The organism is Acinetobacter sp. ANC_7634 (assembly GCF_056779875.1).
Genome location: NZ_JBWYIT010000005.1, coordinates 132,090 through 155,378, shown reverse-complemented (window position 1 = coordinate 155,378; position 23,289 = coordinate 132,090). Strand labels below are relative to the sequence as shown.

Below are 23,289 nucleotides of genomic sequence, written 5' to 3'. Positions count from 1 at the left end.
ATCATAACGCGAATAAACGTAAATGGTAGCGACAGTATCTAGAATCCATATTCATTAGTCATCATCCATTTCTTTCGGAATTTTCCAAAAAATAAACATGGTAATAATATTAATTGAGCCCATTAAAATTAATGTCCATTGGAAGGCTTGTTGCATTTGTGCAGTACCAAGATAAGCGGTGAATACATTGACCAGTGTACCTGCAAGCGCTACACCAATACTCATGGATACCATCATAATCATCGAGAGAAAACTGTTACCACTACTAGCATCTTGTTGAGGCAAATCCTTTAAGGTTAGCGTATTCATAGAAACAAATTGCAGTGAGTTCAACATACCAAAAATGAAGAAATGTAATGTTCTTAGCCATAAAGGTGTTTCGGCTGAGGTGAGGGCAAAACTTGCAATACATAAGCCAATAAGGCAGGTATTGACTAATAACACCCGACGATACCCAAATCGTTGAATAATTTGGCGAATGATCGGTTTTGATGCCAGTGAACCCAATACCGTTGGAATCATAAGTAAACCGGTAATAAATGGTTCAAAACCAAAAGCAACTTGTAGCATTAAGGGGATAAGAAAAGGCATCGCATTGCCGCCTAAGCGGGCAAAAAAGTTGCCTACAATACCAATCGCGAAAATTTGATTTTTGAATAGTTTCCCACGAAATAGAGCATTTTGGTGGGTATGGGCATGCACCATGTACCAAGCACTTGCAGATAAACCAAACACAATAAGAACAATACTCCACCATAGTGGAAGATAGGGGCTAGCAAAATTTTCAATCCCTAAACTTAAGCCAACCATCGCGATGACTAATAACAAGAAGCCAAAAAAATCAAATTTAGCAACATGGGTCTCGGTCACATTTGGCATGGCTTTAAATGTGAGAAAAACTCCAATGAGTCCAATAGGAATATTAATTAAGAAAATCCACTCCCAAGTCACGTACTCCACTAACCATCCGCCAAGAGTAGGACCGATTAAGGGGCCAATCAGACCTGCAAGACTCATCAGAGACATGGCTGCAAGGAATTGGGTTCTAGGAATGATTTTCAACATTGCAAGACGCCCAACTGGAAGCAGTAAAGCACCTCCAATCCCTTGAATCACTCGGAAAAATAAAAGCTCATTTAAATTAGAAGAAAATGCACATCCGAGCGATGCCAAAGTGAAAATGATAATTGCAGAAAAATAAACATTTCGGACACCAAATCGGTCAGCCAGCCAACCACTGAGTGGAATACAGGCTGCGACTGACAATACATAAGCCACCACGACACTATGCATGTGTAGAGGATCTTCATTGAGGTGATGAGCGATTGCAGGAATCGCAGTATTGATGATAGTTGTGTCTAGACCTTGCATAAAAAAGCCGATCGAAACCAAAAACACCAATAATCTAAACTCAGGCTGTAAGGGTTGGTGTGCTGTGCTGCTCATCTTGTAGGATCATATTAGTAAGTTAATATTTTAAAACAGTTTCTCAGTATCACTTGTGGTTTATTTACGAAGGATTTGCAACAAAATTGCAATCTAATGGTCACAGCATTGTCATCGCATGGTCATAGAGTTGTTGCCAACAACATCATAAGAAGATTAAAAAAATGAAGCTAAAGTCTAACGCACTTGTGATCGCAATGTGTGCATTGGGGCTAGGGGCATGTAATGATGACACTAACAATATCACATCAGTACCAAATATTACGCCTGAATCGATTGAACTCAACTATCTCAGTCGTACAGAAAGTCGTGGTTTTGCGGTCAGCGCAGCAGAGATACCTGCCTATGATGCACAAAGCCAAAGATTGTTTGTTGTAAACGCAAAAGAAGGCGTGGTTGATATTTTTGATTATCGCCAACCTCAGCAACCTAAATGGATTGGCTCTTTAGATGCTAAATCTTATTTAACAGACTCAGAAGTAAATAGTGTTGCTGTAAAAAATGGAATTGTTGCCTTGGCTGTACAAGCCAAAGATAAAACAGATCCAGGAATCGTGGCACTTTTTAATGCCAATGATTCGAGCTTTATTGCCCAAGTTCCAGTGGGTTCTCTACCCGATATGCTGACCTTTAGTACAGATGGTAAAACCTTATTGGTGGCGAATGAAGGAGAGCCATCTCATGATTATGCGATTGATCCCGAAGGTTCGATTTCAATCATTGATCTCTCAAATTTGAACAAACCAGTTGCAAAAACAGCTGACTTCAAAGCCTTTAATAGTCAAGCTCAACTATTACGTGATCAAGGTGTGCGAATTTATGGTCCAAATGCAACAGTAGCGCAAAATTTTGAACCTGAATACATCACACTCAGCACAGATGGCAAAATTGCATGGGTCGCATTACAGGAAAATAATGCCTTAGCTAAGGTGGATGTTTTAAATGCCAAAGTCATGGCTGTTTATCCGCTCGGTTTTAAAGATCATGGCTTACAAGGTCATGGTTTAGATGTCAGTGATGCCGATGGTGAAAATGGTCTTGCGAAGATCAATATTCAAACTTGGCAGCATGTTCGTGGCTTATATATGCCAGATGCGATCTCAAGTTACGAAGTCAATGGTAAAACGTATATTGTCACTGCCAATGAAGGGGATGCTCGTGCTTGGGGTGAAGATGATCCTGAATATTGGGGAGAAAAATTAAAGGATAATCCGAGTGCTCAAGGTAATATTAAAAAGGGTTTTGTTGAAGAATGGCGTGTGAAGCATCTAGTCCATAAAGATGGTTTCGATAGACGACAAGGGGAAGATCTGCCACCACAGTTACGAGCACTGGCGAAAGGTGCTGAATTGAATCCTCTGCATTTTGCATATTGTGGAGCGATCGATGGAGATGCTAAAGGATGCCGTGAAGACAAGATGCTTGGTCGTTTGAATATCACTTGGACTGAAGGTTATCAAAAGAATACTGATGGCACACCTAAACTCAATGCTCGAGGCAATTTGGTTTATGATCATTTATATAGCTTCGGGGCACGATCTGTCAGTATTTGGACAGAAAATGATGCTCAAACAGGATTAGAGCTGGTTTGGGATTCGGGTGATGATTTTGAACAATATATTGCTCAGCACCATCCTGAGATCTTTAATGCAAACCATGAAGAAGCAGGGTTCGATAATCGTAGTGACAATAAGGGACCAGAGCCAGAAGGCGTGGTGATAGGTCAAATCGGCCAGAAAACTTATGCATTTATTGGTTTAGAACGAGTTGGAGGCGTGATGGTATATGACATCTCCAATCCTGCCCAACCCCAATTTGTACAATATATTCATTCGCGAAAACTTGATGCAACCACTGCCGATATCGAGGAAGGTCAGGCAGGAGACTTAGGTCCTGAAGGATTAACCTTTGTTTCCGCAAAAGAATCTCCAACGGGTACGCCTTTACTGATTGTAGGGAATGAAGTCAGTGGTACTACAGCAACGTATCAAATCACGTTGAAATAGAGCCTGATCGTGTAGATGTATGATAAAAGAGCCATATGGCTCTTTTATTTTTTACTCGTCATGCGTAATGCTTTAAAGTCTTGTCGAATTTAGACCACGAATTGTTCAGGGCATTTCATGTTTGCGATGGCATTGATGATTTGATGTGAATGCTCGCATACGATGATTTTTGCCCGATGTTGAGCAGGTAGAAAACCTTCTTTTACTGCATGATCGAGTTGTGCAATCAAGGCATTATAGAATCCATTGACGTTATAAATAATCATTGGTTTTTGGTGTTGATTTAACTGTCCCCAAGTTGCGATTTCTAAGATTTCTTCAAATGTACCTAAACCTCCCGGGAGCGCAACAAAAGCACTAGCACGTTCAGCCATCATGGCTTTGCGTTCATGCATTGTTCTTACCACGTGAAGTTCTGTTAACTGATTATGGGCAACCTCGTAATCAAGCATAAATTCAGGAATAACACCAACAACTTCACCATTGTTTTCAATGACTGTATCTGCGACTTGTCCCATTAATCCGATACTTGCACCACCATATACGATGCCAAATCCTTGCCTTGCAATTTTTTCAGCCAAAGCAATGGCTTTTTGTTGGTAAATAGGATTATTGCCAAAACGAGAACCACAATAAAGTGCAATAAGGCATTGAGTTGCTTTTGATTTAACTGATGTATCGGTCTCTAAGGTGTTATTAAGAATGCTTGTATTCATATTTATTTACTCACCTTTTTTAAATTAACTTCATCATGTAGTTTAATCTAAGCAAGAAAGGTGACAACTGTATAGATAAATAAGATTTTTTTGAAATATTTTGTAGTTTCATTCCAAAATGATTGATAAAGCCAATCTTGATTCACCGAAAAAATAGTGAATTGCAATAAAATCTTTTCTATACTGAAAATCTGTTCGGCAACCAATACATCAATATGAGTAGTGATCGACATCGCTCAATAGAACAAAATATTATTTATTTTCTAAATTTAAATACTGCATTTATAACTTTGCCTCATCACTTTGGTTTAAATGAATCCCATCTTCCTGAAACGTGGGAGTGTAACTCATGATTTTTGAATGGATGTCTGATCCTTCCGCATGGGTGGGACTCTTAACTTTAATTATTTTAGAAATTGTTCTCGGGATTGATAATCTCGTCTTTATCGCGATTTTGGCGGAAAAACTGCCGCCTGAGCAACGCAATAAAGCCAGAATTTTAGGCTTAACGCTCGCGCTTGGCATGCGCCTAATCCTTTTGGCGTCAATCGCTTGGATTATCACATTAACGAATCCATTATTCCATATCTTTGATCATCCGTTTTCAGCCCGAGATCTTATTTTGATTTTTGGCGGTATTTTCTTGTTAATGAAGGGAACTTTAGAACTACATGAACGTCTAGAAAGTAAAGTTCATGTTAAAGAAGAAAATCCTGTTCATGCTGCATTTTGGATGGTCATTGTACAGATCGTGGTATTGGATGCAGTGTTCTCACTCGACAGTGTGATTACAGCAGTCGGTATGGTCAAAGATCTTTCGGTCATGATGATCGCCGTAATTATTGCGATAGGAATCATGCTATGGGCCTCTAAAGCCCTCATGGACTTTGTGAATAAGCATCCAACTGTGGTGATTCTGTGTCTATGTTTCTTGATGATGATCGGTTTCTCATTGGTTGTCGAAGGCCTAGGCTTCCACATTCCGAAGGGTTATCTATACGCTGCAATTGGTTTCTCTGTCCTGATTGAGTTTTTAAATCAATTGATGCGCCGTAACCAAGAAAAAACGGTAACAACGACTGATTTACGTTTCAAAACAGCATCTGCCGTCATTCGTATGCTGGGTGGTAAGTCAAAAACGGCAGATGCTCAATCGGCAAATACGGATGATGTTTTGGCTACCCAAGCGTTGGTAGAGGAAATGTTCTCGGATGAGAATGCTGTATACCAAAGCGTGATGTTGCAAGGAGTATTAGGTTTATCTGAGCGACCAGTCAAATCATTAATGACCCCACGTCCAGAACTCGAATGGATCGATTTAGATGACGATCCTGAAAGTATTAAACATCAAGTGCTTTCTATGAAACATTCACGTTTGATCGTTGCACATGGCGAGCTAGACAATATTGCTGGGGTGGTGCTCACGCATAACGTTTTGAATGACTATATTGAATCAGGCGATTTTAATTTCGAAAAACACATTCGAGAGCCTGTCATTGTCCATGAAAGCGCTCAAGTCTTAATGGTGATGGATCAATTGCGTCAGGCACCCTTACAAATGGCGATTGTGCTCAATGAATATGGTTCCATTGAGGGTATTGCAACGCCGATTGATATTTTAGAAGCGATTGCCGGTGAGTTCCCGAACGAAAATGAAATAGAAACTGCAGTTGAAAGCTTAGAGGATGGTTCACTCATGCTCGAGGGTTCAACTGATATTCGTCATATTTCATTATTGCTTGATCGTGATTTAGTTGATGAGTCAGAACAGTATTCTACGCTGTCTGGTTATATCTTATTCCATTTAGGACATTTACCTGAAAATGGAGAAACCTTTGAAGCAGAAGGATATCTATTTGAGGTGGTTACAATGGATGGTCATAAAATCGAAAAAGTACATATTGTACCCATCGTAAAACAAGACCCATCAGAATGATTTAAACTCAGTTAAAATAGCATCTGATTAGGTGCTATTTTTTTTGGAATATTGATGTCCGAACTCAATTGTCCTTGCGGGCGTGGAATTTATACACACTGTTGTGAACCTTTACATCGTGGTCAGCGTGATGCAGAAAGTGCTGAACAGCTCATGCGTTCTCGCTATAGTGCATTCGCTAAACATGAAATCGACTATATTGTGAGTACCACAGCATCAGGTCAGCAAAGTCATTTAGACATTGCTGCCATTCGGGATTGGGCGATGAGCAATCAGTGGTTAAAATTAGAGGTTATTCAGCATTTACCTCGTCTGGATAAAACCCATGCTCAAGTTGAATTCAAAGCACATTACCAACATGTCGATCAGGTACATGTCCATCATGAAACCTCAAATTTCGTATTCATCAATAGACAGTGGTATTTTTTAGACCCAACGACAGATCAAACTGTGACGATGAAGCAGCCTTGTATTTGTGGATCAGGAAAAAAATTTAAGCAATGTTGTGCGCGATTTCTCTAGAATTAATTTTTAATTAACTTAGAATATTGCGCATTAAAAACCCTCATTTGGAAGTAGGGCAATGTTACTCACCGTTATTTATATTATTGCGATTACTGCGGAAGCGATGACAGGCGCCTTGTCTGCAGGTCGACGAAGTATGGATTGGTTTGGTGTCATTATTATTGCCTGTGTGACTGCTTTGGGCGGAGGATCAGTTCGTGATGTTTTGCTAGGGCACTATCCTTTAACTTGGGTGAAACATCCTGAATATCTAGTACTTACATGTTGTGCAGCATTATTTACGATTTTTATCGCAAAATGGATGCGACATCTACGTTCGGTATTCTTACTTCTAGATGCCTTAGGTCTGATAGGTTTTACCATTATTGGTTGTCAAATTGCGATTCAAATGGAACAGGGTTTCGTGGTTTGTGCAGTGGCAGGTGTATTGACAGGCGTTTCAGGGGGTATTTTACGAGATATCTTATGTAACGATGTGCCTTTAGTCTTCCGTCGCGAACTTTATGCCAGTATTTCTTTTGTTGCGGTCATTTTCTATTGGGGCTGTATCGAAGTCGGTTTTTCACAAGATATCACCATTATTTCTACTCTTGTTTTTGGTTTCACATTGCGTTGTATCGCAATTTACTTTGGCCTTGAAATGCCAAAATTTATTTATAAAGATGATGATGAACAGTCGGCGTCATCAAAAGATGTAAATTAAACTTTTTACACTCATCTTTCAAAATGGCCGATAATGTGATCGGTCATTTTTATATGGTTCTTTAGAAAATAAAAAAAAGCAGTGTTGAGAAAACAGCGATTGTCATTGGTTGTATTTAAATCACTCCTCACAGAGAGCATGCTATGGATTTAATCTCACGAATACAGCGTTTACCTATTGGTAAATTTCACTACACCTTGTTGTGGGTGATTGGATTAGGCTGGATGTTTGATGCAATGGATACTGGACTAATTTCCTTTATCTTGGCGAAGATGGCTGAAGACTGGCAAATGACGCCTGCTGAAAAAGGTTGGGTTGTATCCATCGGCTTTGTGGGAATGGCGATAGGTGCAGTATTCTCTGGTGGACTGGCGGATCGAATCGGACGTAAAGCAGTATTTGCTACGACATTGGTCATCTATAGTATAGCAACAGCTCTTTGTGCTTTCGCACCAAATTTAACATGGTTATTAATCTTTAGATTTATTGTAGGTTTAGGCTTAGGCGGACAGTTACCAGTTGCCGTGACTTTAGTGAGTGAATACATTCCAGCCCATGTTCGTGGTCGCTTTATTGTGTTACTTGAAAGCTTCTGGGGGCTAGGCTGGTTATGTGCTGCACTGGTTTCTTATTTTGTCATCCCTAAATTTGACTGGCATGTTGCATTTTTATTGGGTGGTTTGCCTGCACTTTATGTCTTCGTCATTCTAAAAAAAGTTCCGGAATCTGTTCCTTACTTGATCAATCGAGGTCGTATTAATGAAGCGCACGCGATTGTGCAAAAAATCGAGCGACAGTGTGGTGTCGAAGTCATCGAAAAAATTGAAGTGAAACCAGTTTCAACACATTCAAATGTCAGTTTTGGTCAGTTATGGTCAAGCGGTTTCGCTAAGCGCAGTTTAATGCTGTGGTTAATTTGGTTTGGGATTGTTTATTCGTATTACGGTATTTTCACGTGGTTACCAAGTCTTTTAGTCAAAGAGGGATATACCGTTGTGCAGTCTTTTGAATATGTTCTCGGGATGATTTTAGCACAATTGCCAGGTTATATTGTCGCGGCATGGCTCGTCGAAAAGTTAGGGCGTAAAGCGACGCTTTCAGGCTTTATTGCAATGTGTGCAATATCAGCATATTTCTTTGGGCAAGCTGATACCGTAGCGATGATCATGTTCTGGGGATGCTTGATGTCATTCTTTAATCTTGGTGCATGGGGCGTTTTATATACCTACACGCCTGAACAATATCCTGCAAATATTCGTGCTTTCGGATCAGGATGGGCAGCAGCAATTGGGCGTATTGGTGGGATTGTTGCACCTTTAGTGGTTACCCATATGATGGTGGCTTCAAATGGATTTAGCCAAGTATTTATGATGTTTACCGCTGTATTATTGGCAGTTGCAGCCGTGATCTTGGTGCTCGGTGAGGAAACCAAAGGTAAGACACTTGAGTCTATGGGGATGTAAATCTGTGAAAAAAGAGGAGCTAAGCTCCTCTTTTTTAGACCCATTTTTGACGTGCTTTAGTTAAGTCAAAATGTAATGTGTTCGACACTTGCTGAAGATTGAACTTTTCTTTATCTTCAGGGAGTTGAATTAAAATAGGCAAAGCTGATACCCCATTGTCGCCATTGACAAAAGCATAGTGACGCTCAGTCTGATTAATTGAAATCAAACTTTCAAACTCAAGGTACACCGTCGTTTCATCATGTTTTTTGGGCACTTTCACGAGATCTAAATATGCAATTCGTCGATTATTAATTCCAGCCAATTTAAGCGCTTCAAGATCCGATTTTAACTTTTCAGTTTTATCAAACATTTTTTGAAAGAATCCTTTGTTTGATTGGCTTTCGAGTTCTCTTTTTTTCTGATTGAAAGCAATTTGATTGACTTTATGTTGGTCTAGAGCATCGGCAATAATTGTTTTAACTTGCTCAATCGCTGCTTGAGATTTGCTGTGACTTGCCGCATAAGACTCTGCATCTAAACTCACAAAAATAGTATGTCGTCTTTTTTCCATCAATTTTAAATAGGATAAAATTTTATATTCGAAAATTTGAGCTTGAGTATTGAAGGCGATAATGGGTTCACTTGAAAAGTCTTTATAAAAACTCGCAATATCAGAGAACAGACGATGCATACTGATAAAACAATAATCAAACTCATCAGGGTGACGAATTGAATGACGCAGTGCATATTGAAAAGGTTGCAAGATCTCAAGAGTTAAAGCTTTTTCGAAATCTAAAAGGCGCTCGTTAATGACTTGTTCGACTGAAAATCCAGAGGCATCGAGCGGTTTTTTGAGTAACGGTAATAACAGATCAAAATTGACGTTATGAAATTTTTCCATCAGATCCAAAATAGGAGTCGTGATCTGTCGTTGAATCGTAATAATTCGACTGACTTGCCATTTAAATTGTTCTAAATAACTTGGATCATTTAAACGTTTCTTATCCAACACCACGCCATTTAGGTAAACTCGATCTTCAAGACCTAGCTTTTCTTCCATTAAAAAGCGGCGGATAGAATATGGGTTCTGTCTAAAGTCATGAATGGTCGCGACCAGATATAAATACTGACTGCTTTCAATGACATCAAAATCACGAATTTTTTGTTCTTGAATAATAAAGTCTTGGAATAATGGATGGCTAATTTGCTTCAGTTGTCTCGGGAGGATGGTTTTAAACCAATAGCCTAAAATTTGATGTTTAATATGAACTTCAAGAATAAAAGTACGAATTTCTTCAGCTGTTAAATGTCGGCAATTATCAGGAACATTTAAGTCGAGTGTTTTGATGATATTTGCAGCATCATATAAAAAAGTTTTTCGTAGGAGTTGTTTGTCTCTAAGAAAACTTTGATCTTCTTCTGTTTCAATACGATCAATTTGATTTTGTACAGTTTCTAAGTAATCGGCGATTTTAATTACGTCTTGATATGATTTAAGCGTTTCTAAAGTGGCTGCGATCTTTTCAGCCAAAGTTCGCATTTTCGGTGAGATTAAATGACTGCTTAAATCCTGAAGACCAACAATGCCCTTAAAAGTGAATGATTGTCGATGTTGATCCCAGTAAATATTCTTCGCAGTAAGGAATTGTTCCTGGATCAGACCTTGTATTGGTGCGGGAACACTATTAAAAATATTTTTTAAACGCGTTTGCCAATGAACATCTAGATTAGGGTCAATTTGAAATAATTTTGAGCGAAGATCATAAGGAATGTAATTATGCATGTTTGTTCCGTTCATACGATGAGCGTATGTAAAAGCATTTGTTATAAAGTTGTGTTTTGATTATTGTATATTCAATAAAATTAATTGGATACAAGAAAAAAGTCCAATTTAAAATGAAATAAAACCAACTGGCCTTTTTTTTGTTATTTTATCTTTACAAAGTGTCCAACCTTGCTTGTTCTTCGCAGTTTGGGAGACTAGCATACACCCTTAAACTATTCATTCATTAGGATTTCACGATTCAATGACAAGCCTTGCGCACCAAGCGACAGAGAATCGTTCTGTAGCAGAATTTACAGAACAAGCTTACCTAAACTACGCGATGTACGTGATTATGGATCGTGCATTGCCTCATATTAGTGACGGATTAAAACCTGTACAACGCCGTATCGTATATGCGATGAGCGAGCTTGGTCTAAAGCATAGTGGTAAACCCAAAAAATCAGCACGTACAGTTGGTGATGTTTTAGGTAAATATCATCCGCATGGTGATTCTGCTTGTTATGAAGCAATGGTCTTAATGGCACAGCCATTTAGTTATCGTTATCCATTTATTGAAGGGCAGGGCAACTGGGGATCACCAGATGATCCAAAGTCGTTTGCTGCAATGCGATATACCGAGGCCAAACTATCACAATATAGTGAAGTCCTGCTCTCTGAGTTAGGTCAAGGAACTGTCGACTGGCAAGATAACTTTGATGGTTCATTAAAAGAGCCTGTAAATTTACCAGCACGCGTACCGAATATTCTTTTAAATGGTACGACGGGAATTGCGGTGGGAATGGCAACAGATATTCCTCCACACAATTTACGGGAAGTTGTTAAGGGTACAATTGCACTGATTCGTAACCCGAATTTGTCTGATGAAAAAGTTGCTGAATATATTCCTGGTCCAGACTTACCGACTCAAGCAGAAATTATTACACCTGCTGATGAATTACTGAAATTACAAAGCACTGGGCGCGGCAGTTATCGCATGCGTGCGGTATATTCGGTTGAAAAAAATGAAATTGTCATCAGTGAATTACCATATCAGGTTTCTGGCTCTAAAATTATCAGCCAAATTGCTGATCAAATGCAGGCAAAAAAATTACCGTTGGTAAGTGATGTACGAGATGAATCAGATCATCAATGTCCAACACGTTTGGTAATTGTCTTGCGTTCAAATCGTATCGATGCAGATGCGGTCATGAGCCATTTATTTGCTACGACCGATCTCGAGTCGAGCTACCGCGTCAATATGAATATGATTGGTGCTGATGGTCGTCCACAAGTAAAATCTATCCGTCGTATTTTGTTGGAATGGATTGAAATTCGTAAAACGACTGTGACGAGACGCTTGCAATACCATTTGAATAAAATTGAAAAACGTCTACATATTCTGGCGGGACTTTTAATTGCGTATTTAGATATTGATACGGTAATTCGCATTATTCGTGAGGAAGATCATCCGAAAGAAGTCTTAATGTCACATTTCGGTATTGATGAAATTCAAGCCGAAGCCATTCTAGAGCTTAAATTACGTCATTTGGCGCGTCTCGAAGAAATGGAAATTCGCCGTGAACAAGAAGAGCTTGAAGCTCGAGCAGCCGTGATTCGAGAGCAATTGGCGAATCCTGAATCTTTAAAAAATCTGATCATTTCAGAATTAAAAGAAGATGCGAAAAAGTTTGGTGATGATCGCCGATCTCCAATTGTTCAGCGTGAAGAAGCGACCGCGATTAGTGAACAAGATTTGATGCCAGCTGATCCTGTCACTGTCATTTTATCGGAAGCGGGTTGGATTCGTTGTGCGAAAGGACATGAGATCGATCTAGATAAAGTCAATTTCCGTGCAGGAGATCAATATTTAAGTCATGCACAAGGTAAATCTAATCAAAAAGTGTATGTATTAGATCAATCTGGTCGAAGTTACGCATTACCAATTACAGGATTACCTTCAGCGCGCGGCTTAGGTGAACCATTAAGCTCGAAATTATCGCCAGCAAATGGAGTAAATTTCCAACAAATTCTGATTGCTGAAGATGAGGTGGAAATATTAGCGATCAGCTCCAAAGGATATGGTTTTAAAACACAAGCGAAACAATTGGACACCAATGCTAAAGCGGGTAAAGCGTTTTTAACGCTTGCAGATGATGCAAGCGCAATGCCATTGCAACAAATTGATGGTACACATATCGCTGTACTCAGCAGTTCTGGACGATTATTACTGACAGAGCTGACAGAGTTACCAATGCTCAATAAAGGAAAAGGTAATAAATTGATGCAGTTGGATGCAAAGGAACGCATTGTGTCTATGACAACACTTAACTTGGATGATGTGCTTCAGGTCGTTGCTGGACAACAACAATTGAAATTAAAAGGTGATGATCTGCTGAAATACATCGGTAAACGTGCTTCAAAAGGGCAGGTATTACCACGAGGTTATCAAAAAGCAAATAAACTCTTCATTCAAAGATAAAGCTAGCATCTAGTCGACAAAATACGTTATATATGAAATGTATTTATGGCTATGGATGCTTTATTGAGCAATAAATTAAATAAGATGCTCAATACATTATCGAAAAGAAGAGTTTAAAACCAAGTATTACTAATTGGAGAATATGGCATTATGGAAAAGATTTGGTTCGCTGAATACCAAAAAACTGGAATTCCACAAACAGTAGAGTTACCACCAGAAAATACCTCTCTTGTTGATATTTTTGAGAGAAACTTCCAGAAATTTGGTTCGCGTGATGCTTTTATCTTTATGGATAAAACATTAACGTTCAATGAACTTGATACGGCGAGCCGTCAATTTGCAGCCTATCTTCAAAGCCTTGGTTTAGCAAAAGGTTCTCGCGTAGCGGTCATGATGCCAAACGTACTGCAATATCCAGTAGTGGCACTTGGTGTATTCCGTGCGGGCTTAGTTCTTGTCAACGTGAACCCACTTTACACAGCTCGTGAACTTGAGCATCAACTGAATGACTCAGGCACTGAAGCGCTTGTGATTATTGAAAACTTCGCTTCTGTTTATCAATCAATTCTTGGTAAAACGCCAGTTAAGCATGTGATCGTGGCGACAGTAGGTGATATGTTAGGTACCTTAAAAGGTACACTCGTGAATTTTGTTTTACGTAAAGTGCGTAAGCAAATTCCAGCTTGGAGTATCCCAGGACATGTGAAATTCACGACTGCGATGTCTAAAGGCAGTACTGCACATTATAAGCGTCCAGCAACAACGTTGAGCGACACTGCTGTATTGCAATATACAGGTGGTACAACAGGCGTATCAAAAGGTGCGGAATTAACACATCGCAACCTTGTTGCAAACTTAATGCAAGCAGATGGTATTTTCCAATCTAAATTTGGTGCTCAAGATGGTGCGAGCGACGATCGCATTTTCTGTGCATTACCGCTATATCATATCTTTGCATTCATGGTTTGTGCACTTTATGGTATGTACAAGGGTCAAGCAAACGTACTGATTCCTAACCCTCGTGATCTCCCTGCAGTCATTAAAGAGCTACGCAAATATCAGCCTGGTTTCTTCCCAGCAGTGAATACTTTATTCAACGCACTCGTTCATAATGAAGAATTCAAACAACTTGACCATAGCAAATTAAAAATGGCGATGGGTGGTGGTATGGCTGTATTGCCGTCAACTGCTGCAGCTTGGAAAAAAATCACAGGTACAAATATTATTGAAGGCTATGGTCTTTCTGAAACTTCACCTATTGCAACGGCAAACCCACCGGCATCTGAAGAGTTTAGCGGTACGATTGGTATCCCATTACCTTTAACGGATGTCGCTGTCTTGGATGACGATGGCAATGAAGTTCCACAAGGTGAGCAAGGTGAAATTTCAATCCGTGGTCCTCAAGTCATGAAAGGCTATTGGAACCGTCCAGATGAAACAGCTAAGGTGATGACCGCAGATGGTTTCTTCCGTACTGGTGATATCGGTATCATGGATGCTCGTGGTTACTTCAAGATTGTTGATCGTAAGAAAGATATGATCTTGGTATCAGGCTTTAACGTATACCCATCTGAAATCGAGGAAGTGATTGCAACACATCCTAAAGTACTCGAGGTTGCAGCGATTGGTGTAGCTGATGAAAAATCAGGTGAAGTGCCTAAGCTGTTTGTTGTGAAGAAAGATCCATCATTAACAACAGAAGAAGTATTAGCTTTTGCGAAAGAAAACTTAACAGGATATAAGCGTCCTCGTTATGTTGAATTCATGGATGAATTGCCAAAATCGAATGTCGGTAAAATCCTTCGTAAAGATTTACGCAAATAATTCAAATTCAGAAAAGCGCCGTAAGGCGCTTTTTTTAATTTATTCTTTCATTAGCCAACGGTCGATATAAGGTCGCGCTGTTGCAATAATAAATGTGAATGTCAGCATTGTACCTAAATGACGTCCTACAGCAGAACTCGGTAACTGTCCTGAATAACTGAAGTAAATATCAACTAAGCTATATACTGAAATAATGCTCAGCCAGATCCATTTATTCGCTCGTTTAATCCCCACCGCGATAAAGGCGATGATGAGAACCAGCAATGTGCCGAGAGTCGATTGCCAATTCATATTGGCACAAATTACGCTGATCAAGAAAGCCATAATCGGAAGAACGATATAAAGCACACGATCGACACGTTTTTGATGTTGCTTTTGTAACTCGAGAACATCAAATAACTTTTTTTGGTCAGAATTGGTCATGCCATTACTCAGAATTTTAATAAACAAAATAATTTAACTAAAATTATCGCACAAACATCATGCTAAGATAAAACCAGCTTAAATCATTGGACTGAAATCCATGCACGGTATTGAAGGTGTTATTTACCTTATTTTAATTGCTTGTTTACTCCCTTATTTATTTACAGTCATTGCTAAAATTGCAGGTGGTTTTAAAGGGCAGGATAATCAAAATCCGCGTGAATTCATGTCTAAAACCACAGGCTTAGCGGCTCGAGCAAATGCAGCTCAGCAAAATAGCTTTGAAAGTTTGCCATTATTTATTGCGGCAGTTTTGATGGCTGAGTATATGGTTGTTCAACAACAATTGGTGATTCTATTAGGTTCGGCGTATATCGTCTTACGAATCATCTATGGGATTTGTTATTTATGTAATTGGGCGACCCTTAGATCAATTGTTTGGTTCTTATCAATGCTTTGTCCGATCTTATTGCTTTTATTAATTATTCGATTGCTCTAAGAAAAACAGACTAACACCATACCTAAAATACATCTTCAGCTTGTATAATCGAATGATGATTGCTGAATAAAGCGTTATAATCAACCCCATTTTAATGAACACTGACAGTAAAGAGTTTGCTATGAGCTACAGTAATATCCCTGCAGGTAAAGATGCACCAAACGATATCTATGTAATTATCGAAATCCCTGCAAATGCAGCACCAATTAAATATGAAATTGATAAAGATTCAGATGCACTTTTCGTAGATCGTTTCATGGGTACTGCAATGTTCTACCCAGCAAACTACGGTTATGTACCAAATACATTATCTCTTGATGGCGATCCATTAGACGTATTAGTTGTTACACCACATCCTGTAGAACCAGGTTCGGTTATCCGTTGTCGTCCAGTGGGTAAATTAAATATGGAAGATGATGGTGGTGTTGATGCGAAACTTGTCGCTGTACCACACGATAAATTAACGCCAATCTATAAAGATGTTCAGGAATATACTGACCTTCCTCCTTTATTGATTAGCCAAATTGAACATTTCTTCCAACACTACAAAGACTTAGAGCCAGGTAAGTGGGTCAAGTTAAGTGGTTGGGAAGGTGCAGATGTTGCTAAACAAGAAGTGTTAAGCTCAATTGCTGCTTATGCAGAAGCAAACAAATAATTTGCCTGATGTATAAATAAAGCTACAAACTTTGATCTTGTAGCTTTTATAAAAAACCTGCACAAAGTGCAGGTTTTTTTATTGATCTTTTTAGTTGAAAATTAGAATAATTTCACGGGAATGTCTAACCAAATACGCCATTCGTTGGTGTCGCCGATATAAGCGCTTTGATATTCATCACTTGCACGGTAGTAAGAGTGACGAACACGTAAGCTTGCATCTTTAGCAAAACCAGATTGGACTGTATATTTCACTTGATTAAAGAATTCACGTTCCTGTGCATCATTGGTTAGCAATACTGAGCGGTCAGTACCCCCTGCAGATACATCAATATCCCATCCATAAACAAATGCCGAAGTCCATGACAGGCCAGGAACATTTAATGCACCAAAATCATAGGTATATTGTAGCTGTAGGGATTTTTCATCATTACCAATAAAATCAGATAAATACGAGTTAGGCATATAAATCGTTTGATGGCCATCACCAACACCTTTGCCCAAACCATAGTCATAACCTGTATTACCTGTATTTTGTTGGTAAGCAAGCATTACATTGTGTGGACCAGTATTGTAAGTTGTTGAAATTGCCCAAATATTATTGCTTAAGTTATTGAAATCATTTGAAGTATGAGAATAAGTATATGCCGTATTATTTGGTGCAGCATCCCATTCAGTACGATATGCACTGAAATCGTGAGTCAACTTACCTTTAGCCACGGCATAACTATAGTTGGCATTCACATAGTGACGTTCTAAACGATCTTTAATGTCTGTACCATAATAAGACGCATTGAGAGCATCACCAAAGTTATATTTAGCGCCCCAAACAACCGCGCGATCTAATTCATTTCCATCGGTATTGATTTGACTAGAACGTTGGTTTTCAGTAAATTTACCAGCAACCAAAGTCAAATTATCGATTTCATTACTTTGGATTAACAAGCCAGTGTAATATTCAGGTACCAAACGAGCTGTATTACTTGCAAGAACAGGTAAATCTAAAATCTGAGTCCCATAAGTAGCTGTGGTGTTCGACATACGAGCTTTGATGAAAGCACCACCTCTTGCCCAATGATCATAAGCATGACCATTATTATCGACTGGAATCATGTCATTACCGGTATGGGCATTATCACCTAATTTGAAAGACCCATCACCAATAACACCAACACTGAAACCAACGATACCTTTCGTGAAACCAGACTCAATTTTAACCATGGCTGTTTGAGCTGCTGAGCTGGTATCTTCGACACCGTTCTTTTTATCACGATGCAAGAAACCTGTACGGAATAATACTGATCCTTCAGCATCTTCTACGAATCCCTTTGACTCACTTTGCTCACTCGCAAATGCAGTAGAAATTAAAGCAGTTTGAATAAGAACTGCTAAGCTTAGTTTTTGGAATTTTTGCATTGGGAGAGAGCCTCATACAAAATGATTATGGTTAATGTTTAGTATTTGTATACGTAATGTATAACAAAATTGGCTCTATTATTCACAATTTCGCACCTAAAGTCATAAGCAAAAAGTATATAAATTAAACTAAGTTGTGAATTATTAAAGATTAAAATTATTATAAAATTAAATTTAACTATTAATAACATATATTTATTTTTAACCTGATATTCTTTTTTTTTTTTAATTTAGTCAATATGGCACGTTTTTTTTTGTAACATCAGAAGTAAATAAGGATGAATAAAGGATTTTAAATAAGAATGATATTTATTCAGTTCATTTTCATTTAATTTTAATGTGGTTCAGACATCATTGGCTTTTCATGCCGCACTAAATTGATACTCCAATTTTAAATTTGTTTAAAAAATAGCCTTAAAATGATGCATCTTGTAAATGAATGTGTAATCTAAAAAGATATGCCTTTAACTCAAGTGGATCGTCAAAAAAAATTTCTTTGAATATTTTTGAAAATAAGAAATTTAAATAAATATATTAATAAAATCATTACTTTAAATTATTTTATCTCGTTGTTTTAATTCCTTTGTATCTAGACACCTTTAACTTTGGCATAGCTATTGCTAATTCACATATGAGTTCAACAAATAAACCGAAAAAGCATCTAATCATGATGTGGGGGGAACATAAATATGAAATTAGCAATTCAAGCATTGGGTCTAGCAGTTGTAGCATCTGCATCAACATTTTCTTTTGCTGAGGCACCAACTTCACCGCATTCTGTATCGGGTAATATCAGTGTTTTATCAAGTTATATATTGCGTGGTAATACGGCAGCTCCTGAAAATACTGAAGCTACATTACAAGGTGGATTAGACTATAGCCATAGTTCTGGATTGTACGCAGGGTGGTGGACATCTACGTTAGGTACAGATGCTTACGGTACTACCAATCCAATGGAAAATAATTTTTATGTGGGTTACAACGGTTCAATCAATGAAAACACTGGTTTTACTGTAGGTACAACTTATTACTATTATTATGACGTTGAAACGTCAGTTTATGATGGCTTTGAATTATTACTTGGTCTGAATTACAAAGATGTTGGAGTAACTGCTCAAACTTTGTTGGAAGATACAGGTTGGGGGAACGCTGGAGACACATATTTAAAAGCTACATATAGTTATCCTCTACCAAACGATTTTAGCTTGGACACAGCTTTGGGTTTATATGTTTATGAAAAAGACGGTAAGTATGTTGCAGAAACACCAGAGTCAGAAAGTTTTAATTTCCGTCACTTTGATATTGGTCTAAGTAAAGCTTTAGGGGAAACAGGTGCCACAGCAAGCATGAATTATATTATTGGTGGTGATGATCGTTATGGAAACAATTTAAAGAATAAAATGGTATTAGCATTGGGTTATAGCTTCTAAACTCAACTCAAATAAAAAAAGCGACTCAACTGAGTCGCTTTTTTTATTCCTGTTTACGATAAGAGAGTGCTTCGGTTAAGTGAGCTGTTTGTATATGTTCAGAACTCGCTAAGTCAGCAATTGTACGAGCGACACGTAAGATTCGGTGGTAAGAACGTGCTGATAAATTCAAACGTTGCTGAGCCATAGCGATAATCTTTTTTGCAGAATCATCTAGTTGAGCCACTTGATCAAGCTGTTGAGAACTTAGATTTTGATTTGTCACACCTTGTCGTTGAATTTGCAACTCATAGGCCTGAATCACCCGTTTTCTGACTGTTTCAGAATTCTCCATCGGTGTAGTGCTTTGCATGTCTTGGGGAGGTAAAGGTGGCACATCAATATGTAAGTCAATCCGATCTAGTAAAGGGCCAGAAATTCGATTTTGATAGCGCTTAATTGATTCAGGTGAACATTGACAACGACTGTCTTGATTGAAGGCATATCCACATGGACATGGATTCATTGCAGCGACAAATTGAAAATTAGCCGGGAAAGTAATTTGTCTTGATGCTCTGGAAATGACGATTTCTTTCGACTCAAGAGGCTGCCTCAATACTTCTAAGACTTTTCGGTCAAACTCAGGTAATTCATCGAGAAAAAGTACACCTAAATGGGCTAAGGTGATCTCACCTGGTCGAGGGTGTGATCCACCACCAACCAAGGCCACAGCGGATGCCGTATGATGTGGCGCTCTAAAGGGGCGATGACCAAATTGATAAGGTGTATTTGCAATGGAGTAAATACTTGCGACCTCTAAGTGTTCTTGATTGGTTAATGGGGGCAAGATGCCAGACAATCTTGAGGCAAGCAGTGTTTTACCAGTGCCTGGCGGGCCTTTAAATAAAATAGAATGTCCACCAGCTGCTGCAATTTCTAAGGCGCGTCTTGGACGTAATTGACCTTTGACATCAGCGAGATCAAATCGATTTATTTGAGGTTGGATCGTTTTATTCGCTAATATGGGTTGAATTGGACTCGATTGATCAAAGTGTTGGCAAACATCTTTTAATGACTTGGCTGTATACACCTCAAAATTGGGAAGAAGGGCTGCATCATCCAAATTACTCACAGGAATCATTAACTCATGACCTGCGGTTTGACATGCCATTGCGATAGTCAAAGTTCCAGTTACAGGTCTTAACAGACCATCGAGTGCCAATTCTCCTATAAATTCAAAACGGTCAATATTTTGATCATGTAGTTGCCCTGAAGCGATTAAAATCCCCAAAGCAATAGGTAAATCAAGCCTTGAACTATCTTTGGGTAAATCAGCTGGGGCTAGATTGATCGTCAGCCGTTTGGTTGGAAATTGAAAACCGCTATTAATGATTGCAGAACGGACACGATCTTTGCTTTCTCGAACAGCAGCTTCTGGAAGACCTACAATGGTGAGTGAAGGTAATCCTTGGCTGACATGAACCTCGACTTCAATCAGTGGTGCATGTAAACCAAGAAGACCTCGGGTATAAATTTTGGCAAATGACATAAAACTGAACCATTATTATATTATTTTTAGAATTGCTTTATTTTTAATCACTAACTTTGTGTTTAAGCACTGTATTGGTGCAATGTTGCTTATTTTTGATCGGAAATTAAGCTTTCTAATGATTTTAATTGCGTTTGAAGTTCTGTTAAACGCAAATTGGCATTGTTTAGTGCAGTTTTCTGACGCTCGATTTCTTCTTTAGAAACCAAATCCATTTTACTAATCGCTTCGTTTAACAACGCTCTCACATTTTTTTCTAAATCTTTTTTGGGTTGGTCAACCTGTTCTAAGATTGCCTGCAATAAAGTTTCAATCATAGTTCGTCCGAATAATAAGTCGTCAACATTGAAGTTTAACATTCGTTTTGGTTTGACCCTAGTGTTAACTACATTTCATAGGTTAAACCAATAACAACATAAAAAAAATCCATCAAAATACCCAATATTTTTAGAACATAAGACCATGTAGGCGTATAAAATAGGTTATAAATAAGTTCATGCTAGCTGATTAATATCCCCAACCATTATGAAGTTTGGCATGAAATTTGAACATAAAACCTTACTGGTGAAAAAAGCCGAAGGAAAACAACATGAAACTCGTAACAGCAATTGTAAAACCATTCAAATTAGATGACGTGCGTGAAGCACTCTCTGAAATTGGCGTTCAAGGGATCACCGTAACTGAAGTAAAAGGTTTTGGTCGTCAAAAAGGTCATACTGAACTTTATCGTGGTGCTGAATATGTGGTTGATTTTTTACCTAAAGTAAAAATTGAAATCGCAATCAGTGACGAAATGGTTGATTCAGTGATTGAATCAATTACACGTGTAGCTAGTACTGGCAAAATTGGTGACGGAAAAATTTTCGTGACGAATCTAGAACAAGTTATCCGTATCCGTACTGGTGAGACTGGTGCTGACGCAGTTTAATTTGGCATGAAGTTTGCTGAGTAGCGAATAACTCACAAAAACTAGGTTGGGGGATACGAATGAAAAAAATGCTAATGGCGCTGAGCTTGTCTGGCGCACTCTTAGGTGGTTCTGTCGCATGGGCTGAAGAAGCAGTGTCAGAACCGACCTCTCCTGAAGTTGCAGTTGTTGAAACTGAAGCTTCATCTACAGATTCTAATTTGGTTGAAACATTACCAGCAGCTCCAGAAGAAGCTCCTGCTGAAGAAGCGGCAGTTCTTGATACGGGTGACACTGCCTGGATTTTAGTTTCAACTGCACTCGTTTTACTCATGACCATTCCTGGTTTAGCGCTGTTCTACGGCGGTATGGTACGTAAAAAAAATGTCTTAAGTACCATGGCACACAGCTTTGTCGCTGCTGCGGTAGTCAGTATCGCTTGGGTGGTGGTTGGTTACACACTTGCTTTTGGTGAAGGTAATGCCTTTATTGGAAGTCTAGATAAATTTATGTTGTCTGGTATCACTACAGAAGCATTGAGTGGAACAATTCCAGAAATTTTATTTGTCATCTTCCAGATGACATTTGCAATCATTACCGTTGCCATTATTAGTGGTTCTATTGCTGAGCGTATGAAATTCAGTGCTTTTGTTGCGTTTATCGCAATTTGGGTGGTGGTTGTCTATGCTCCTATTACACATTGGGTATGGGGTGGTGGTTGGTTAGGTAACGATGGTGCACTTGATTTTGCAGGTGGTACTGTTGTTCATATTAACTCAGGTGTTGCTGGTTTAGTTGCGGCGTATATGCTTGGTAAGCGTATGGGGCTAGGCAAAGAATCAATGGCACCACATAACCTTACATTGACTGTCATTGGTGCGAGTTTAATTTGGGTCGGCTGGTTTGGCTTCAATGGTGGTTCTGCATTAGGTGCAAATGGTTCAGCAGGTTATGCATTGGTGGTAACTCAAGTTGCTGCTGCCGCTGCTGCCATTTCATGGTTAATCACTGAAAAAGTGGTTCGTGGCAAAGCTTCTGTGTTGGGTGCCGCATCAGGTGCGGTAGCTGGCCTGGTTGTGATTACGCCAGCTGCTGGATTCGTGACAGTAGGTGGTGCTTTAGCGATGGGCTTAATTGGTGGTGTCGTATGCTTCTGGGGTATTACAGCATTAAAACGTGCATTGAAAGCGGATGACTCATTAGATGCCTTTGGACTTCACGGTGTTGGTGGTATCGTTGGCGCAATTCTAACCGCATTCTTTGCAAGTGAGTTCATCATGGGCGATGCAGCACCTACAAACGTATTAAGCCAATTATGGGTACAAGTTGAAGGTGTTCTTGCAACAATCGCTTATTCAGCAATCCTGACATTCATTATCTTAAAAGTCATTGATTTAATCATCGGTATTCGTGTTGAGTCAGACGATGAGCGTATGGGTCTGGATTTAAGTCAACATGGTGAGCGCGTTGAATAACGATTAAACACAACAATCAATATATAGTGTGAAACAGCCCTTTGGGGCTGTTTTTTTTCTATATATTGATGAAAGCTCAACATGAGCAGAATTTTTTGATACACTTGGT

The 23,289-nt window shown here is 38.9% G+C and carries 19 protein-coding genes; 12 read left to right on the top strand and 7 right to left on the bottom strand.

Features of this window, described 5'->3' with window-relative positions:
- Positions 1 to 54 precede the first annotated feature (54 nt).
- Complete coding sequence (gene mdtD / locus AC1M9A_RS07595; RefSeq protein WP_179998909.1) at positions 55 to 1,446, bottom strand: multidrug transporter subunit MdtD; 1,392 nt, start codon at positions 1,444 to 1,446, stop codon at positions 55 to 57.
- A 164-nt stretch (positions 1,447 to 1,610) separates the two neighbouring features.
- Between mdtD and AC1M9A_RS07590 the strand changes: the two genes are divergently transcribed.
- Complete coding sequence (locus AC1M9A_RS07590; RefSeq protein ID WP_035268125.1) at positions 1,611 to 3,452, top strand: choice-of-anchor I family protein; 1,842 nt, start codon at positions 1,611 to 1,613, stop codon at positions 3,450 to 3,452.
- A gap of 89 nt (positions 3,453 to 3,541) precedes the next feature.
- On the opposite strand, the gene AC1M9A_RS07585 is transcribed toward AC1M9A_RS07590, so the two are convergent.
- Positions 3,542 to 4,168, bottom strand: coding sequence for an LOG family protein (locus tag AC1M9A_RS07585; RefSeq protein ID WP_481609966.1), 627 nt, complete (start codon positions 4,166 to 4,168; stop codon positions 3,542 to 3,544).
- A gap of 349 nt (positions 4,169 to 4,517) precedes the next feature.
- Between AC1M9A_RS07585 and AC1M9A_RS07580 the strand changes: the two genes are divergently transcribed.
- From AC1M9A_RS07580 to niaP, 4 genes are all read left to right on the top strand, one after another.
- Positions 4,518 to 6,104: a TerC family protein gene (locus tag AC1M9A_RS07580; RefSeq protein WP_035268121.1), complete on the top strand. Its 1,587-nt coding sequence runs from the start codon at positions 4,518 to 4,520 to the stop codon at positions 6,102 to 6,104.
- A 54-nt stretch (positions 6,105 to 6,158) separates the two neighbouring features.
- Positions 6,159 to 6,626, top strand: coding sequence for a YchJ family protein (locus tag AC1M9A_RS07575; RefSeq protein WP_035268120.1), 468 nt, complete (start codon positions 6,159 to 6,161; stop codon positions 6,624 to 6,626).
- A gap of 61 nt (positions 6,627 to 6,687) precedes the next feature.
- Positions 6,688 to 7,332, top strand: coding sequence for a trimeric intracellular cation channel family protein (locus AC1M9A_RS07570; protein ID WP_035268119.1), 645 nt, complete (start codon positions 6,688 to 6,690; stop codon positions 7,330 to 7,332).
- Positions 7,333 to 7,475: 143 nt separating this feature from the next.
- Positions 7,476 to 8,795 carry a niacin transporter NiaP gene (gene niaP, locus AC1M9A_RS07565; protein WP_481597437.1) on the top strand — a complete coding sequence of 440 codons (1,320 nt, stop codon included), beginning with the start codon at positions 7,476 to 7,478 and terminating at the stop codon, positions 8,793 to 8,795.
- Between the two features lie 34 nt (positions 8,796 to 8,829).
- On the opposite strand, the gene AC1M9A_RS07560 is transcribed toward niaP, so the two are convergent.
- Positions 8,830 to 10,560, bottom strand: a complete 1,731-nt coding sequence (locus AC1M9A_RS07560) for a hypothetical protein (protein WP_092767373.1) — start codon at positions 10,558 to 10,560, stop codon at positions 8,830 to 8,832.
- A 244-nt stretch (positions 10,561 to 10,804) separates the two neighbouring features.
- Here AC1M9A_RS07560 and parC point away from each other — a divergent pair, with 244 nt between their 5' ends.
- Positions 10,805 to 13,021 carry a DNA topoisomerase IV subunit A gene (gene parC / locus AC1M9A_RS07555; RefSeq protein WP_180028852.1) on the top strand — a complete coding sequence of 739 codons (2,217 nt, stop codon included), beginning with the start codon at positions 10,805 to 10,807 and terminating at the stop codon, positions 13,019 to 13,021.
- A gap of 150 nt (positions 13,022 to 13,171) precedes the next feature.
- Positions 13,172 to 14,845, top strand: coding sequence for a long-chain-fatty-acid--CoA ligase (locus tag AC1M9A_RS07550; RefSeq protein WP_481591500.1), 1,674 nt, complete (start codon positions 13,172 to 13,174; stop codon positions 14,843 to 14,845).
- Positions 14,846 to 14,884: 39 nt separating this feature from the next.
- Here the strand turns inward: AC1M9A_RS07550 and AC1M9A_RS07545 are convergent, their stop codons facing one another.
- On the bottom strand, positions 14,885 to 15,268 hold the full coding sequence (locus tag AC1M9A_RS07545; protein WP_035268065.1) for a hypothetical protein: 384 nt from the start codon (positions 15,266 to 15,268) through the stop codon (positions 14,885 to 14,887).
- 100 nt (positions 15,269 to 15,368) lie between these two features.
- Between AC1M9A_RS07545 and AC1M9A_RS07540 the strand changes: the two genes are divergently transcribed.
- A complete protein-coding gene (locus tag AC1M9A_RS07540) occupies positions 15,369 to 15,767 on the top strand; it encodes an MAPEG family protein (RefSeq protein ID WP_035268067.1) in 399 nt (132 codons plus the stop codon).
- A gap of 121 nt (positions 15,768 to 15,888) precedes the next feature.
- Positions 15,889 to 16,425: an inorganic diphosphatase gene (ppa, locus tag AC1M9A_RS07535; RefSeq protein WP_005233448.1), complete on the top strand. Its 537-nt coding sequence runs from the start codon at positions 15,889 to 15,891 to the stop codon at positions 16,423 to 16,425.
- Positions 16,426 to 16,526: 101 nt separating this feature from the next.
- Here the strand turns inward: ppa and AC1M9A_RS07530 are convergent, their stop codons facing one another.
- Positions 16,527 to 17,840: an OprD family outer membrane porin gene (locus AC1M9A_RS07530; protein ID WP_481609965.1), complete on the bottom strand. Its 1,314-nt coding sequence runs from the start codon at positions 17,838 to 17,840 to the stop codon at positions 16,527 to 16,529.
- A 689-nt stretch (positions 17,841 to 18,529) separates the two neighbouring features.
- Between AC1M9A_RS07530 and AC1M9A_RS07525 the strand changes: the two genes are divergently transcribed.
- Positions 18,530 to 19,270, top strand: a complete 741-nt coding sequence (locus AC1M9A_RS07525; protein ID WP_481609964.1) for a TorF family putative porin — start codon at positions 18,530 to 18,532, stop codon at positions 19,268 to 19,270.
- A 43-nt stretch (positions 19,271 to 19,313) separates the two neighbouring features.
- Here the strand turns inward: AC1M9A_RS07525 and AC1M9A_RS07520 are convergent, their stop codons facing one another.
- Both AC1M9A_RS07520 and AC1M9A_RS07515 read right to left on the bottom strand, forming a co-directional pair.
- Complete coding sequence (locus AC1M9A_RS07520) at positions 19,314 to 20,798, bottom strand: YifB family Mg chelatase-like AAA ATPase (protein ID WP_092767363.1); 1,485 nt, start codon at positions 20,796 to 20,798, stop codon at positions 19,314 to 19,316.
- 89 nt (positions 20,799 to 20,887) lie between these two features.
- A complete protein-coding gene (locus AC1M9A_RS07515; protein WP_092767430.1) occupies positions 20,888 to 21,115 on the bottom strand; it encodes an accessory factor UbiK family protein in 228 nt (75 codons plus the stop codon).
- Between the two features lie 272 nt (positions 21,116 to 21,387).
- Here AC1M9A_RS07515 and glnK point away from each other — a divergent pair, with 272 nt between their 5' ends.
- Positions 21,388 to 21,726 (top strand): P-II family nitrogen regulator, encoded by a 339-nt coding sequence (gene glnK / locus AC1M9A_RS07510; RefSeq protein WP_004650081.1) that lies wholly within the window; start codon positions 21,388 to 21,390, stop codon positions 21,724 to 21,726.
- Between the two features lie 59 nt (positions 21,727 to 21,785).
- Positions 21,786 to 23,180 carry an ammonium transporter gene (locus tag AC1M9A_RS07505; RefSeq protein ID WP_481591498.1) on the top strand — a complete coding sequence of 465 codons (1,395 nt, stop codon included), beginning with the start codon at positions 21,786 to 21,788 and terminating at the stop codon, positions 23,178 to 23,180.
- Positions 23,181 to 23,289 lie beyond the last annotated feature (109 nt).